Consider the following 13,869-nt stretch of genomic DNA (forward strand, 5'->3'; position numbering starts at 1 on the left):
CCGCCGAATACGAAGCCGCGTACTACTCTCAACAATCACCACGCCGACCGGCGCTGGTCTGAAACCGAAGCCGGTCCCTTACCCGTGACGGTTCATGGTCTGAAACCGAAGCCGGTCCCTTACCCGTGACGGTTCACATGGGCAGACGGATGGTCTGAGGGTGCGTGCCGTGCACGGTCGTGGTTGCTGCTCTGTGCCGCGAACATCACGACCGCTGCGGACTCGATGATCGGACCCCGCGCCTGTCGACGGTCAGCGTCACGGCAGTGCAGGAACTTTCGGCACCGAAAGTTAGCGCTGAGCGGGGGTTCGGGCTTGAGTCCCAGGCTGTGGTGCTGGACCTACACAACGGTGAGCGGTGTTGCGGTGAATTCATGGCACGGTGATCGCCTGCACCACGTCGATAGGCACTAGGTGCGGCACGTTGACCATGGCCAACGTCGCGCTGATCGAGGGCCAGGCCGACGTGCCATTGGCGCGGACGTGGGGCGGCGGACTACTCGCGTCGGCGGACGGCATCCGGTACGTGGTCCCAGTCCGCAGTATCCACGCACGACCCAGCCCAAATTCTTTGGTCCGGAGGGGGAATACTGGTTGAACACTGTCAGGCTGAGGGCCTAGCGAGCGAGGTCTTGTCCGGAACACCGCGTGACTCACTGAACTTCGTCGAGGTGGTGTTCAGTCAGTGACTGGTGCATCTGCTGGACCATCAGTACAGGCCCCAGCTGGCGAACCTGCCGGATCAGCGGTTGTGGCGCTTCGACCAGAACACCGACTACGGTGCGCTCAACCGCGCCGCACCACGACTGAGGCCCAGCGCCGTAATACCGCCTCACAGCACGGTTTTGGATAACTCGATCTTGGATGGAAACCGATCGGCCCCGCCGCCCATCTACCTGTGTGTAGGCGAAGAATGGGTCTTCGCCACTTGCCGGGATACCCGCCGCAGCTCAATGCCGAGGGCAGCGGAATCCCGATGCGCGAGAGGGGATCTCATGCCAAGAATCTCAACTTTCCGCCGTGCCGCTGGCCTGTTCGTCGGAGTCGTTGCGGTTAGTGTGATGACGGGTGCCGGTGTCTCCAATGCAGCGTTGCACGCCGACATCAGCAGTGCCGTCACCCAACAGATTCACTTCCAGAAGGACTCCGACGACGACTGGATCCCCTGGGATCGTGTGCTTGGTTCCTACAACTCCGAACAGGAGTGCATCGGCGTCGGGCAAGCTTTGGCGGACTCCACTCACGGTCGGTACCACTGCCAGAAGGTCAAGAACGGCGGGGCCTGGGTGCTGTTCTACTAGCGCGAGTTCACGGGGAAGGTCGGTCCGACACCCCCTATCTGTGGGACACAATGAGGACATGACCATCGTGCACCTCGCTCCCAATGCCACCTCGGCGGCATCGATCCGCGCCGCGCTCGATGCCGTCGGCGACAGCGGGAGCGAGGTGGTCGCGGGTCGCGACGACCTCAGCTGTGGCCCCATCGACCACATCGATCAGGGCGACAGGCGTGCATGGTGGATCGCCGCCTTTACCGGCGACATGGGGCGTCGCCAGCTGCACCTGTGGGATTTGGCCGACAAGGACACACAGCGGCTCGTCGGCATCGACGCGGACGCCCGGATGATCGTCTGGGTCGGTCGCCGGTCCCCGGAGGAGTACGCCAGCTACCTGTTCCTCGCCGAGCATTTTCGTCTGCGCCAGCTCCACGTCATCGACGTGACCGCTCCCCGCCATGATGGGGAAACCGGCGTGATCGGGAAGGCCGCCGCGCTGCCGCCGATCAGGATCGGCGACTATCTGGGGTCCGAGCGTGCGCTCGACGACAACGAGCGCAGCGAACTGGCGCAGCAGTGGTCGATGCTGCGGACCGAGAACGCACCGTTTCGGGTGGTGTCTGCGGCAACCCAGCTCGTGTCCGCACCGATCGACCACTTCGACAGTGCACTGCTCACCCGCATTTCCTCGGAGCCGAAACCGATGACAAAAGTGATCGCCGAAACCATGGCCGATCACCCGTTCCAGGTCGGCGATTATGTGCTTCAGCAACGACTCATCGCGCTCATCGACGCTGGGGTGGTCTCAGCCGAGGGTGACCCGATGACAGCGCGGATGTGTCTGATTCGGCGGATGTCGCAGTGACTCACGATTCGCGTATTCCTACGCCAGGAAGTTTTCTGCGCCGGGTCCAAGTCACACCGACCGACGCCGACCACTACCCCTTCGACCTGCCCCTCGTCCGCCACCTCACGCGGACCGGCGGCTTGGAGATCCCCCCCGGTGTGACATTCGTGGTGGGCGAGAACGGCTCCGGCAAGTCCACCCTTGTCGAGGCCGTCGCGGTCGCCGCCGGGTTGAACGCGGAGGGAGGCTCGCAGAACTACCGCTTCGCGACCCGCGCGACGGAGTCCGATTTGGGCGCCCACCTCACCCTCGCGTGGGGACCCCGGAAACCTCGAAGCCGGTTCTTCCTGCGGGCCGAGTCCTACTACAACGTCGCGACCGAGACCGAACGACTGGGTCCAGAGCAACTCGTGGCCATGGGCGGAGTGTCACCGCACACGCGTTCTCATGGCGAGTCATTCGTCGATCTCATGCGCCACCGGTTCTTCGTTAACGGGTTCTATCTACTCGACGAGCCGGAGGCGGCACTCTCGCCTCAGGGTTGCATGGCCGTTGTCGCACGCATGGCCGAACTGGCACGCCAGAACTGCCAAATGCTGGTCGCTACCCACTCCCCGATCCTGTTGGCGCTGCCTGGCGCGACCATCTTCGAAATCCAGGAGACCGGCGACATCACCACAGTCACCTACGACGACGCGATGCCGGTTCGACTGACCAGGAATTTCCTTGCCGATCCAGGCCGGTACCTACATCACCTCACCGCACCCGAACCCTCAAACCACGGTCCGGAATGATCGAAGTACCGCCGACCATCAGATGGTTCCGACCGTTGTCGTAGGTGGGCCCCGCCGTCAGGCTCTGCCCCAAGTGCGGGGCTACAGTCGGTCAGGAACACCGGCCCGGACTTGCGCCCGGATAAAAGTCGCGGCAACAACCGGGCGTCCCGGTCTGCCACGCGATGAGATTCCGCGCCCGCCCTTGCGGGTCACTACCGCACACCGGTTCGTCGTGTCCAGGTCGGGCACGTCGAGCATCAGAACCTCCTCGGCACGGGCAGAGGATTCATACAGCAGGTGCCATTACACCCGTTCTCGAAGGGGGTTCCGGTAGTAGTCGCGGGAAAAACAACGAAGTTGCCTTGACCAGCGGCGATGGCAGGTTCGGGCTGCGGGGCATGGCGATTGGTGCTTGGCTGCCGATGAGGTTGGTCGGCGTGGTGGAGGTCGGGTTTCGTGGCGACGCAGGTGTTCGCGGATGAGGAGTTGGCGCGTCTGCGGGAGTTTCCGGAGGTCAGCCGCGAGGAGTTGTTCCGTTTCTTCACGATGACCCCGGCCGATATCGCGTTCATCGCGCCGGTGCGGGGGCGTGGACCGGCGGATCGGTTGGGTTTGGCGGTGTCGTTGTGAACGCTGCCGTGGCTGGGGTTCGTGCCGGACAAGGTGGCCGCCGCACCGCCGGTGGTGGTGACGCGGCTGGCGGATCAGCTGAAAGTCGATGCGTCGCTGATCCGTTCCTACGGTCGGCGGGCGCAGACCCGCACCGAGCATCTGCGCCTGGTGGCCCATATCTGGGCTGGCGCCCGGCGGGGGCGATGGAGTTGAAGGAGCTGGATGAGTTCCTGTTGGCGCGGGCGATGGAGCATGATTCGCCGACGCTGTTGTTCCGGTTGGGGTGTGAGTATCTGATCTCGGCGCGGGTGATCCGGCCCAGCCCCGACACCGTGGTTCGCCGCGTTGTGCACGCGCGGGAGCAGGCGCAACGGGAGACCTACGATCGGCTCGCGCACGAGCTGACTCCGCAGCGGTGCGTTGAGTTGGACGGTTTGCTGGTCACCGATGCCTCGATCCGGATGTCACGGTTGCGGTGGTTGTCCACCGGCCCGGTGGAGGCATCCGCAGCCGCGGTGCGCAACGAGGTCGAGAAGCTGGGGTTTGTGCGCGGCCTCGGCGCGGACACCCTCGATCTGTCGGTGCTCCCGGCGGAACGTCGCCGGTTCCTGGCCACGCTGGGCCGCCGCCTGACCGGGCAGGCACTGGAACGGCGTGATCCGGAGCGTCGGTATCCGATGTTGTTGACGGTGCTGGCGCAGGCTGCCGCCGATGTGCTCGATGAGGTGGTGGCGCTGTTCGACCAGGCGCTATCGGCGAAGTTCAGCGCTGCGGAGAACCGAATGCTTGCCGAACTGGCCGAGCGCGGCAAGACCGGAGAAGACCGGCAAGCGCTGCTGGATGAGCTACTGGCGATCATCATCGACCCGCAGATCCCCGATGAGGATGTCGGCGGGTTGATCCGGGGCGAGGGCATCGGGTGGGAGCGGTTGCGGGCCGCGATTGCGCAGGCCAAACCACGGTTGCCGCGCGATCACGGGCATCTGGCCGCTCTCGATACGTCGTATTCGTATCTGCGGAAGTTCGCTCCGGCGGTGTTGTCGGCGGTGCGATTCGCCGGCGGTACGGCAGCCACCGAGTTGCTGATCGCGGTGGACATGCTGCGCGAGCTGAACGCGACCGGTCGCCGGAAGGTGTTCGACGACGCACCGGCGGGGTTCGTGCCGGCCAAGTGGCGCGGCTATCTCGAGGAAGCCCGCAAGACCGGCAACACCGTTGCCTATCGGCACTATTGGGAGCTGTGTGTGCTGCTCGGGTTACGGGACGGGTTGCGCACCGGGGATGTGTTCGTTGCGGGGTCGCGCCGCTACGCCGACCCAGCCGCCTACCTGCTCACCCCTGCCCAGTGGGAGCCGCAGCGTGCCGAATTCTGCCGCCTGGTCGACAAACCGGCCGACCCGGCTCGCGCGTTGGCTGCTCTCACCGACGAATGGCATGTGGCGGTCGCCGAGCTGGAGCAGCTGCTCGCCGCCGGTGACGGACCGGTGCGACTGGATGAGGCCCGTGATCTGGTGATCTCACCGCTGAGTGCAGAAGATATCCCGACCGAGGCTATCGAGTTGAAGTCCGAGTTGACGGAGATGCTGCCGTTCGCGCCGATCGTGTCGCTGTTGATCGAGCTGGACAAACGCACCCGCTACCTGGACTGTTTCACCCACGCGGGCGGTAAGCAGGCCCGTAGCCCGGAGTTGAAGCGCAATCTGATCGCGGTCCTGCTGGCGTATTCCACGAACCTCGGATTGACCAACATGGCTGCGGCGTCGGGGATCTCCTACGACATCCTCGGGATGCAGCTGTCCCCGCGCATCCGGGACCTGGGGGCGAGCCCTGCGCTGCCGTGACTGCGATGGCGCGCAAGATCATCGCGGCTCTCGACGCTGCCTGACGGGGTGCAGGGGTCGGTGCAGCGCCGCTGGTGGCCGTGTCGAGGGGTTCTCTGTGGATCCCGCGACACGGCCACCGACTGTTGAACCCCGGGTGCGGCTGCGTGGCGTTGGGAACCGCGCGGTATGCGGCAATACAGGACGTTCGAAGCTGAGACTCAGAGTGCCTGTGCAGCGCAGCGCAGACCTCGTTCGGTAGCGGGCGGCCGCCAATGCGCGGCGGGCAAACGTCGAATTCGGCGACCTCCAGATCATTCATGCCGTAAGGATCGGAAACCGCCGTGTCGGTGGGCTTCTCTACGCTGCCTGCATGAGCTGTTCCCGAACCAGACCGCACCACCACACGGCGGCCGACCCTTTCGCCCCCGCGGTGGTCGGCACCGATCCCACTGAGCTGAACGCTCCTCACTCATGTGGCCCCACGCTGCCCGTGGCGCTGCTGGCTGATGGCCGGCTCTCGCCGGTTGGGACGGTGTGAGAAGTGTTCAGGCTCGATCGCGAGGTTCACGTCTCCTACAGCCAGATCTATGTCGAGAGTGCCCCCGGCATCAACTCGCGCATGGACGAGGCGTTCGCCGGTCAGAGTTCAGGACTGTGTGGCGCCGCGGTACCCGGCGCACTCTTCCTGCGCACCGGGCTGCACACCGGCAGCGTCGGCTTCACCGTCGAGGTGCACGGCCAGGCTCCACCGCTGGACCTGGCATGGGAAGACGTCGTGGAGGTCTCCTTCTACCCGGTCTCGGATCAAAGCTTCCTGTCGCAGTGGGCCGGCGAGGCCTCCTGGGAACTGGACTTGAAAGAAGGGATCAACTACCGGGTGCGGTACTGCGCGCAGGGCATGGACCAGGCACGGGAGAAGGACGTCCGACTCGACGAGGAGCCACTGCTGGACTGCTACCTCTTGCAGTTCTGGCCCGCGCCGCCCGAGCCGGACCGCGTCGTGCGCCAGACCTCGCAAGTTGCGGCCTACGCCCATGATTACGCCCGCCAGCAACCCGATTTCGAGTTCAGCGTGCGGGCCATCATCGCGCAACGACGGGCACTCCTCACCTCTAGCACGGCTGAATCATCTCGCGACGTCGAATCTCCGGACGGGATCGCGGCCGTGGCAGTCATCTCCCGCGAGGCCGATCCCTGGCCTGTCCGCGAGCAGTTGACATCGCTGAGCTCCTATCCCACGGCGCTGCCCTGGGATTGGCTCGCCGTCTTCGACGCTCAGCATGGCCAGGACGATCGCGTCGGTTACCTCCAAGCGTTCCTCGAAGAGATCGGTGAGCGTGCCTTTGGCCTCGGTACTGTCTTGGCGTCGCTGGATTCCGGGCAGGACTACTACCTGGCCTTCGTGACACCAGCCCAGTTCGAACAGCTCTCGCGGTTTCTCCCCGGACACAGCTTGGGCGTTGAAAGCGTGCGGATCGGCCGTTGGACGCCGCGCATGCACCCGGAGCAGAGCGCCGCGATCAGAGCGTGGGCCATGGCCAACGTTCACAGGTTCACAGGTTCACAGTAACGCGCCGAGTGACGAGCGCGGCGCCGCTCGAAAGCCTCGGCGCACCCGAGGAGACCGAGCCAGACCCACCCGCCTGACGCATTCACGCTGGGAATCCTCCGCCCGCTACCCGCCCCTGGGCGGGAGGGGATGGGCACATTCCGTGCCTGCGCCACAGCCCATGAGCCAGCCGAGGACAACCCGACCCATCCTGAAATCGGCATGTGCGGATGTCTGCGCGGTCAGCGGCATTATCGTGCGTTTCCCTGCTACCCCGTCGGCGTTGCGGCTGGGCGACGAACAGGTATCGGTGATCGCGGCATGTCCCAGGAAGAGGTCGGGCCTCGTAATCTGCCCGCCAGCCACGTGATCGATTGCAGAATGGCCAAATCCAGCTCTGGATCCTCGAACGGCAGTAGGCACCACGGAGAAGCCCCGCGTGCACATCTGGTGCGCGCCGGGCATCTTCGGGTGATTCGCCTCGGGCGGGCGTCGGTGCCCGCGACCTCAGGCAAGATTCTGGGTGAAGAACGCGGTGAGCTTGTCGAGTGGGATCAGATCGGTCCGGTCGACGCCTACTCCAATATCGCGGTGGGCAACGCCAACCGGGCGGGCAGCGGGGCGAGTGTGTAGTTCTTCCAGATGTAGTTGTCCATCTGGTGCTGGTCGCCGGAGAGGTTCACGACGCGGTCTACCTTGCCGTCGGCGTCGAAGTGCCATACCAGCGCCCAGATGGTGTCCACCGTGCCTTCGCCGGCAGTGGAGTAGCCGCGGTGGATGTCGACCACGTATTCGTCGTTGGCCTCCAGGAAGAAGGTCTCGGCCTTCATGCCCGCCTTGGACAACTGGTTGAAGAATGCCACGACCTCATCGATGCCGCGCTTGGTGCCGGACAGTGCGTGATGGCCCGGAATGGTCCAGGTGATGTCATCGGTGAGAACGGCACGCATGCCGTCCAGGTCGTAGCGGGCATATGCGTCGAAGAAGGCGGAAATGGCGGCGATCTTCGGATCTTGTTCGGTCACAATGTCTCTCTATCTGGGGGTGGGGATTCTGGTCGGTTCGGTCGGGTGGCAGCGCTTGCCCACGGTGGCGCACCCGATGATCCGGCGAGCGCTCGGCATCGCTTCGCCCTGCGAAGCGCGACTGGATGATTCAGTGCGCCATGGTGCGGAATTCGGTGTCCAGCGAGTCCTGCAGCCGCTCGAAGGTGTCGTCCACGGATTCGGGAAGGCCGAAGCCTCCGGCGGATTCGAGGGTGACCATGCCGTGGCAGACGGTGCGGACCATGCGCACGGCGTGGACGAGGTCGGCGTCGGAGAGGTGGTAGCCGCGCAGGGCCGCGGTGAGGACGTGGTAGGCGCGGGTGGCGGTCTGGACGTAGGTGTCGTCGTCGGCGGCGGGCGCGACGATGCCCGCGGCGTAGCGGCCGGGGTGGGCGCGCGCGTAGTCGCGATAGGCGGTGCAGATCGCGCGCAACGCGTCGCGGCCGGAGAGGCCCGCGGTGGCATCGGCGAGAACGGTGGTCAGCTCGCCGACCGACAGGACCGCCAGATCGCGTTTCACAGCCTCGACATTGTCGATGTGCTTGTAGAGGCCCGGTAGGGAAACGCCGCAACGCTGCGCCACCGCGGCCAGGGTGAGCCTTTCCAGGCCCGCCTCGTCCGCTACGAGCGCGGCTTCGGCGATTATTCGCTCGGGTGTGAGACCGGCGCGCGGCACGTCGTTACCGGGACTTCCGGCCCAGGACGAGGCCGGCACCGGTGATGACGACCAGCAGCAGGGGTCCGGACACGTAGGCCAGCGTAGCCAGGCCCTGGATCAGGAACAGATACCCGATCCCCGAGGCCACGATCGCCACCGCCATGGCGATGGCGGTGTAGTTCAGCCAGCGGGGCAGCAGCCCGGTCAGCACCGCCGCGACGGAGAGCCCGGCCAGCAGGAACATCTTCGCCCCGTCGAACCGGTTCACAAGCTCGAAGAGCAGATGCGCGGAATCAGGGGAACCGGCGCGGGTCAGGGCCAGCCCGAGCAAGAACTGGGTGAACGAAATCAGCGCCGCCGCAACGCCGGTCACTGTAGCGAGCCGGCCGGCGAGTGGGGAGTGGGCCGTGCGGGCCAGTGCCAGCGCCACGACCGCCAGGCCGATGGCGGGCAGCCCTTCGGTCAGCAGGAACTGCGTGGCGAAAGCGCCGGTGTGGCCCGACAATTCGCGGATGATCTCGCCGCCGGAATCGGTGAATGCCGGAGCGGGTGCGCCGACCGTCAGCCCGGCGATCCAGGAGGCGGAGTAGGCGATGCTGACGGCGGCCGGGAGGGAGGTGAGGACGTGGTGACGGGGATGGACGACAGCGGTGGACATGTGGGCAACCCTCTCATGCGGGTTAGTTGGATTAACTTTAGGTTAGGCCAATTAACTTCAGAAGGCAAGGCCAGCCCCTGACGCGGGCGTGGGCCAGGCACCACACCGAAATCGGCATGACAGGACGTTCGCGACTCAAACGATCTCGGTAGCACTCACACCGTTCGTCCGGTTCCCCAGGCCCTGGCCGCACTCGCGAGCAACCTTGGGCAGACGACTACAAGCCTCCGAGATTCGTGAACGCCAGCCGCCAGAGACGATGGCAGGCCAAGCTGTGTTAGGTACCGGCGAAGTCGGAATTCTCAGTGTCGCTACCAGCTTCGGTCTTGGCGCGTTGTGTGGCCAGGGGTGGGTGGACGGCAAGGGCGGTGAGTTGAGGTGGGAATCGGGCTCGCAGGTCTGGGCGGGGGTGCGGCAGGTATAGGGCGGGTAGGAATTCGTCGATCGGGATGATCGCTTGCGCGAGTCCGGCGGCCAGCATGATTGGGAGAGCGGTGCGGGTGAGCAGGTAGGCGTAGCTGCAATGGCTGTATCCGGGGCGGACGAACCCTGTTGCTGGACCAGGACGGTCGGGTTCGAGAGGGTATCGGCCGATGTAGAGCAGATCGAATTCGATAGCCTGCTCTTGCAGTCGGTGCAGGCCGGCGAGGAGAGTGTCGAGGAACCCAGGATTGAGAACAGCGTCGTCCTCGAGAATGAGAATGTACGGTGCGTTGCTGTGTTCGTCAGCCTGGGACCAGCACGCCAGATGGGCTAGCGTACAGCCGATTTCGCCGTACTTGAGAGGTCTGTTCCACCACGGATTGTCGGAGTCGATCTGCCAGTCGAACAGTTTGGCTCCCGAGTCCTGCAAGTCGGCGAGCGTTAGTCGGTGGCCGTCGAATTCGGCATCCCAATCCGAGGCGGCTTGTCGAGGTGTGGGGCGTCAAGCCGGTGGTGGCGTTGATCGACAAAACAAGCGCCCAGATGGCCGAGGTCGGAAAGGACAATGCCAGCGCCAAGGCCGCGCTGAGTGAGCAGCTGAAGCAGATGAGCACCGACCGGGACATGGTGCGTATGTCCAGCGATGAGGTGCTCAAGAAGATCGGACAGTTGAAGAACGTGTTCCACAGACCCGAGGCCCGTGGTCAGTGGGGCGAGCAGACCCTGCAGGCGGTGGTCGAAGCCTCCGGCATGACGAACCTGATCAACTTCGACAATCAGCCGACCTTCAACACCGATGGCGGTGCCCAGCGACCGGACCTGATCGTCAAGATCAGCAGCGATATGGCAGTGGTCGTCGACGCCAAGGCGCCGTTCAACGCGCTCATCGACGCGGCCAACGCGCGCGACGAAGCCGAACAACAGCAACGGCTCGCGGCGCATGCCAAAAACGTTCGCACCCACATCGACCAGCTCGCCGCAAAGAAGTACTGGCTGCTGCCGAACAAGTCGCCGGAGTTCGTGGTGATGTTCGTGCCCTCGGACTCGTTCCTGTACGCGGCGTGGGAGCAGGACCGCGGTCTGTGAGAATACGCCGCGAACAAGAAGGTCATCCTCGCCACCCCGACAAGTCTGCTGGTGATCTTGCAGTCGGCCGCGGCGGTGCTGCGCTACGACAAGGCAGCGACCAACCTGCAGTCCACCGTGGACACCTGCAAAGAGCTGGTAGTCGCACGAGTTGCTCCTGCACAAACTCTGACCACAAGCTCGTGGTCTTCACCCCGACCCCGACCTTGTAGTCGTCGTCATAGTGGACGAGGAAGTCGATCCGGCTTCCTCGTGTTGCCGAGGTTCCCACCGAAAGCTCCCGCTCGTGCTCGATGGTGACATCGTTGTCGACGCGCCGGTGGCCGACCGAGGCGTTGCCCGCGGGTGGCGGCCAGGCCCTCGCTGGTGCCTTGCGCGATTAATTCGCGGACTCTCACAACCGCTGGACCTGCTCAAAGGGCTCCAGTCATTGCGACCCGTCCAGGTAGGTACAGTCGTCGTGTCGGATTGCGCAGCACCCATGCCGGCACGTCCAAAGTGCCCTGGGCGGTCATCGTGGCCGACTGCCAGTGACGGATGTTGGTACTGACGCCTCACACAATTCGCATGTGCCAGTGGCTACTGAGCGACAGACACCTGTCCCTACAGGCGGGCCAGAGGGTGGGGCTCGCCTGTGAGCGCGACCAGCACCTCGGCCACTGGGGCTAGTCGCCGAGGGTCGTACCGATTGTGGGCTTCGGTACGGTCGATGTGTGCGATTCCGCGCTTGAACAGGTTGGCGGTGGTGCGCCCGAATCGATTCTTGACGAATGCTTCTGTGGTGCGGCCGATCCAATCCATGTTCACCTGTAGTTCGTCAGCCCAGGGGAGTTCACCACGGACCCGGCGGACGAGGTACTGGTAGCGTGCAAGAGCGACAGGCGCTCCGTCGTGGTACCGCGGTACCCGGTCGGTGGCTTTACGGCCCCCGCGGTGTCTCACGTGATCGAGCAGGCGGTTCATCAAGGTAGGGGAGATGGGTTGCCACCGGATCGCGCCGCCTCGTTCATTGAGTCTTACCAGGCAGTCGTCGCGTTCCAGATCCTCGATACGCAGCGCGAGGACGGAGCTTCTGCGGCAGGCTGTTTCGATGTGTAACCGCAAGATGAGTGCGTCGAGTTCGGTGTCATCGCCGGTGGTTGAGGCAACACGGCCGAGGTCCTCGATCTGGTCGAGACTCAATGCGCGGGCCGGTCCGGAAGCCTGGGATGTCTTGCGCGCTTTGGCGGCCGGATTCGAATCCGGCCGGATTAGGCCGGCAGTCTCTGCGTTCTGGTATAGGAAGCGTAGCGCGGCGATGATGTTGGCTTCTGCCCCGTAGCCGCCTCTGCTGTTGGCTCGAACGGCAGCTCGGCTCCGATGCTCAGCCGCGACCACTTCGATTTCCGCCACCGTCAGCGAGTCGAGAGGTCTTTGGCCCCATTCTGTTTCGATGATCGTCCAGTAGGAGCGGTAATGATTCGTGCTTTCTGGTTTCTTGATGGCGAGTCGCTGGATGTACTGACTGATCGTCGGTATGCGTGCTCGGTCGGCGTGCTCGGTTGCCAGATCATCTAGGGTCAGCCCGAGCGATGCTACGAACCGTAGTGCGGCATGGACGTCATCGTGCTTCATGCGCAACCGCCTCGAACAGACCCGGTCGATACGACCACAGTGCCGCACCGACCGCTCGGAGGGGGCAGATGATCAGAACATCGCTGTCGAGCCCGCCGGCCATCAGCACCCGCTGGCCGGTGCGTAGACGCGAGGCGCGACGTACTGAGACCGGGAGAAACAAATAGCCGTTCGCCGCCACCGATGACTCGCTCTCGGGAACACGAGTGATGCGCAGCAGTCCCTGGCTGGGCTGGATCGAGACCGGTTGACCCTTCCGCCAGCCGAGGCTTTTGATCACAGAGCGGTCACCCAACCGGCCCGCCGGATCGATAGTCGTCGTTGCACAGGTGAACTCACCCATCGGTGGCACCGGCAACTCCACAGGGAACGCGAACGGGATCGCTGCTGCCCGAGCCTCCTGGGCCACAGTCGAAGCGTCCACGACACCACCTGAACCCTCGAGCTGGTCGGTGATTTCGCTGTCGGCACCTGCAGCAGCGGACTGCGAACCGTACATCGAAGACATCGACTCGTTCGCGACGCCCACCTGTCTCCGCACATTATTGAATGGCAATCTGCCAGAAGTTGTTTCCACGCTTCGATAACTCCTTCTCGATACTGTCAACGATCCACCGCGCGGCGAGTTCGCACCTGCCCCGCTATCCCCACATCCGGGCCTGCAGTCGACTGGTGGCCCCGGCCCTGGACACTTCCGCCTGACGACACCGGCACCCGCCACGAGCAGGAGCGACCCCAGATTCCGACGCGCTTGCCGCACATCGCGGCGCACATCACCGCTAGCTTCGGCACGAAATATGCAGCACAGCAACCGATTCCGCGCTCTTTGCCGCATGCACTGAAAACTAACGCTCAAGGCGTCAAGATCAAAAAGGCACCTAGCTTGTACGACCTCGCGGCGAATTAGACCCATCGGATGTCTTCCATCCCCGAGAGCCGAGAAGGCGACCACGCTGGACCTTGTCGGCTTCGGCAGGCGAAGCCGACCACCATCCGCCGCGCAGACCGCAACGACACCCTCGGAGAGACCAAGCACCAACACGCAGCAATCCGCCGACCCAGCCAGCCCGGGTCGCACTCCCGATATCGCAACTCTGCCGTCCGGCCGACCCGCCCGCTCGGCGGGTCCGTGGCTGCACACCGCTGCCTTCTCGGCCACCGATGTGAGAAACACAGCCGCCGTCGCTCGGCAACGGGTTCTCGGTTGGCGAAATCGTTTCGTGCTCTGACCGGCGCACTCAAGTCCCATGAGTGCACGACCCGCACATCCGTGCGGCTGCCCACCGCTTTCGAGTGGGTATCTGCGCAAATCTGCAGATCCGCGGTGTCCAGACACCCTCGGAGAGCAGAAAGAAATGCATCCTCTGCAAATTTGCAGAGGATGCATGACAAAACAGTGTCCGGAGGGGGACTTGAACCCCCACGCCCGTTAAAGGGCACTAGCACCTCAAGCTAGCGCGTCTGCCATTCCGCCACCCGGACCGGTGGTGCTCAGCAAGA

General features: G+C 64.4%; 13 protein-coding genes, 1 tRNA gene and 1 pseudogene. 7 read left to right on the plus strand and 8 right to left on the minus strand.

The genetic code is table 11. The features are described 5' to 3' along the window. Positions 1-372: 372 nt before the first annotated feature. On the minus strand, positions 373-519 hold the full coding sequence (locus AB0M74_RS21595; RefSeq protein WP_366528201.1) for a hypothetical protein: 147 nt from the start codon (positions 517-519) through the stop codon (positions 373-375). On the opposite strand from AB0M74_RS21595, the gene AB0M74_RS21600 reads away from it, so the two are divergent. The 6 genes and pseudogenes from AB0M74_RS21600 (at position 467) to AB0M74_RS21625 (ending at position 6,905) form a co-directional block, all read left to right on the plus strand. Further along, a complete protein-coding gene (locus AB0M74_RS21600) occupies positions 467-598 on the plus strand; it encodes a Tn3 family transposase (protein WP_366528190.1) in 132 nt (43 codons plus the stop codon). The two genes, AB0M74_RS21595 and AB0M74_RS21600, sit on opposite strands and share 53 nt — an antisense overlap. 463 nt (positions 599-1,061) lie before the next feature. Next, complete coding sequence (locus AB0M74_RS21605; RefSeq protein WP_366528065.1) at positions 1,062-1,301, plus strand: hypothetical protein; 240 nt, start codon at positions 1,062-1,064, stop codon at positions 1,299-1,301. Positions 1,302-1,359: 58 nt separating this feature from the next. Further along, a complete protein-coding gene (locus AB0M74_RS21610) occupies positions 1,360-2,142 on the plus strand; it encodes a DUF3658 domain-containing protein (RefSeq protein WP_366528066.1) in 783 nt (260 codons plus the stop codon). Continuing rightward, entirely contained in the window at positions 2,139-2,918 is a 780-nt protein-coding gene (locus AB0M74_RS21615) for an AAA family ATPase (RefSeq protein ID WP_366528067.1), read from the plus strand. Before AB0M74_RS21610 ends, AB0M74_RS21615 begins: the two co-directional genes overlap by 4 nt. Positions 2,919-3,356: 438 nt before the next feature. Continuing rightward, a pseudogene (locus tag AB0M74_RS21620) lies at positions 3,357-5,296 on the plus strand (DUF4158 domain-containing protein); the annotation flags it as partial. A 580-nt stretch (positions 5,297-5,876) separates the two neighbouring features. Beyond that, the gene (locus tag AB0M74_RS21625) at positions 5,877-6,905 is read left to right on the plus strand and encodes a hypothetical protein (protein ID WP_366528068.1); all 1,029 of its coding nucleotides are present in this window, start codon (positions 5,877-5,879) and stop codon (positions 6,903-6,905) included. Positions 6,906-7,459: 554 nt separating this feature from the next. On the opposite strand, the gene AB0M74_RS21630 is transcribed toward AB0M74_RS21625, so the two are convergent. From AB0M74_RS21630 to AB0M74_RS21645, 4 genes are all read right to left on the minus strand, one after another. After that, the gene (locus AB0M74_RS21630) at positions 7,460-7,909 is read right to left on the minus strand and encodes a nuclear transport factor 2 family protein (RefSeq protein ID WP_366528069.1); all 450 of its coding nucleotides are present in this window, start codon (positions 7,907-7,909) and stop codon (positions 7,460-7,462) included. Between the two features lie 130 nt (positions 7,910-8,039). Further along, positions 8,040-8,606 carry a WHG domain-containing protein gene (locus tag AB0M74_RS21635; protein ID WP_366528070.1) on the minus strand — a complete coding sequence of 189 codons (567 nt, stop codon included), beginning with the start codon at positions 8,604-8,606 and terminating at the stop codon, positions 8,040-8,042. 4 nt (positions 8,607-8,610) lie between these two features. Further along, positions 8,611-9,246, minus strand: a complete 636-nt coding sequence (locus AB0M74_RS21640) for a hypothetical protein (RefSeq protein WP_366528071.1) — start codon at positions 9,244-9,246, stop codon at positions 8,611-8,613. Positions 9,247-9,523: 277 nt separating this feature from the next. Beyond that, positions 9,524-10,099 (minus strand): glycosyltransferase family 25 protein, encoded by a 576-nt coding sequence (locus AB0M74_RS21645; RefSeq protein WP_366528072.1) that lies wholly within the window; start codon positions 10,097-10,099, stop codon positions 9,524-9,526. A gap of 83 nt (positions 10,100-10,182) precedes the next feature. Between AB0M74_RS21645 and AB0M74_RS21650 the strand changes: the two genes are divergently transcribed. Continuing rightward, the gene (locus AB0M74_RS21650; protein ID WP_366528191.1) at positions 10,183-10,755 is read left to right on the plus strand and encodes a DNA recombination protein RmuC; all 573 of its coding nucleotides are present in this window, start codon (positions 10,183-10,185) and stop codon (positions 10,753-10,755) included. A 603-nt stretch (positions 10,756-11,358) separates the two neighbouring features. Here AB0M74_RS21650 and AB0M74_RS21655 read toward each other — a convergent pair. The 3 genes from AB0M74_RS21655 to AB0M74_RS21665 all read right to left on the minus strand — a co-directional run bounded on the left by AB0M74_RS21655 (position 11,359) and on the right by AB0M74_RS21665 (position 13,851). Then, positions 11,359-12,369: a hypothetical protein gene (locus AB0M74_RS21655; protein ID WP_366528073.1), complete on the minus strand. Its 1,011-nt coding sequence runs from the start codon at positions 12,367-12,369 to the stop codon at positions 11,359-11,361. After that, complete coding sequence (locus AB0M74_RS21660) at positions 12,356-12,793, minus strand: hypothetical protein (protein WP_366528074.1); 438 nt, start codon at positions 12,791-12,793, stop codon at positions 12,356-12,358. Before AB0M74_RS21660 ends, AB0M74_RS21655 begins: the two co-directional genes overlap by 14 nt. Before the next feature lie 973 nt (positions 12,794-13,766). Continuing rightward, positions 13,767-13,851: transfer RNA gene (locus tag AB0M74_RS21665), tRNA-Leu, on the minus strand. Positions 13,852-13,869 lie beyond the last annotated feature (18 nt).

This window comes from Nocardia sp. NPDC051463 (assembly GCF_040681975.1).
Classification (GTDB): Bacteria; Actinomycetota; Actinomycetes; order Mycobacteriales; family Mycobacteriaceae; genus Nocardia.